Here is a 1,488-nt window from a genome sequence, read left to right on the forward strand (position 1 = left end):
ACGATTCAAAAATACATGCAAGAACAAGGATGAAAACCGTGGGCTTACATCCACGAACCTAAAGGTATCGTAGTTTTACGCCCACAAATATAAAAAAAAAGCAGCTGTGCCGCTGCTTATCATTTAAAAATTACAAAGTCATGAAGTATGTTCTCTTTCGATACATTCCCTCATAAGTAATTAAGTTTAAAATGGTTTATATTATTAGCTTTTATGTCAAGATTAGTTACTTTACAAATATCTAAAATGTGACGGATTAATCGATTAAATGGAATTTCTGCAAGTTCTGCTGCTTTTGTTCCGTATTCTTCTTCTAAATTTGTAATACTCTTGTCAAGCTGCTTTGCTATGTCCAACAAAAATAAAACGTTATTATCATTGATAAGCTGTTGATACAATGCTTCTTTTTCTTTCTGCGGGTCTTGGTGGGTCAATGCTTCATCCCATTCGGAAAATATCATATTTTTTACCCCTTTCCCTTTGAAAGTCTACGTACACTATATAATTCGCTGTTTGGATCATTCCTTCCTGCCGTTTCTGCAGACTTTTCGCGATTTTGGCTGCCGCTTATCCTGCTAGTATAAGGCTTTAGCTTCTAAAATTCTCACTATCGTTTCCATTATATTCCAACTGATGCGGATGTATACTTTTACGAACGGTTGAACTTCCGATAACCTGGGTTATGTAAAACGAAGAAGTATATTTACGGCGTAATGGATGCAGGCTACGCTTATGAAGCGATTTACAAACAGCTTTATCGTATGAAAGCTAAAGTCATCATTGCCTATAATAAGCGAAAGGAGAGAGAAATTCTTGGGTTTGATGCGTACTTCGCTCCCACCTGCGTACGAGAGCATTCCTATCGATATGACAGCTTTGATGAGAAGTATCAAACCTTGAAATACACGCAGCCAAATGAATGCAAAACGTGTCGGCTTGCCCATGATTCCCTTTGTCAAAAGGTCTATAAAATCAAAATGGAAACGGATCTCCGCAAATACAGCGCTCCCGGTCAGGGGTCAGGAGCATGGAAAAATCTGTATAACAAAAGACCCGCCGTGGAACGAGTACATGCCTATTTAAAAGAGTTCTTTCAGTTAAAAAATGTACGATATCGAACAGGAAAGCGTGCAAAAGTTCATTTCGACCTTGTGCCGCTTGTTTATAATGCTTCCAAACTGGCTGCAGACCGCATCAATCGACAACGGAAGGAAAAGAGCAAAGCTGCCTAATATTTTAAAAAATATCACATCGAAATTCTGAAAATTCAAGTTTAAAAGAAAAACAATTATGAAATTGATTCAGTTACAACGATGAAAATGATATAATAATTAGGAAATAAAAGATTGAAAGGAAGAATATTATGCATTCACTGGCTAATCAGTTAAACGAAACCATTCAGCGTGAAAATCCACATGTATTTGCTATGCTTTCAAATTTGGGCAAACAGATTTATTTTCCAAAAGAAGGTATATTGAGTCAATCTGC

Annotated in this window: 1 protein-coding gene and 1 pseudogene; one reads left to right on the forward strand and one right to left on the reverse strand. The window is 36.7% G+C overall.

The annotated features are described in order from the left end of the window. Positions 1–170: 170 nt before the first annotated feature. Positions 171–461, reverse strand: coding sequence for a hypothetical protein (locus tag H540_RS0122225; RefSeq protein ID WP_028402433.1), 291 nt, complete (start codon positions 459–461; stop codon positions 171–173). Between the two features lie 243 nt (positions 462–704). On the opposite strand from H540_RS0122225, the pseudogene H540_RS0122230 reads away from it, so the two are divergent. Next, positions 705–1,232 (forward strand): annotated as a pseudogene (locus H540_RS0122230) (transposase); the annotation flags it as partial. Positions 1,233–1,488: the final 256 nt, after the last annotated feature.

The organism is Ectobacillus panaciterrae DSM 19096 (assembly GCF_000430785.1).
GTDB lineage: Bacteria > Bacillota > Bacilli > Bacillales > Bacillaceae_G > Ectobacillus > Ectobacillus panaciterrae.

What these genes read in the sequence shown, in the direction of transcription:
- H540_RS0122225 (WP_028402433.1), bottom strand. Translation starts at nt 461, where the DNA reads ATGATATTTTCCGAATGGGATGAAGCATTGACCCACCAAGACCCGCAG.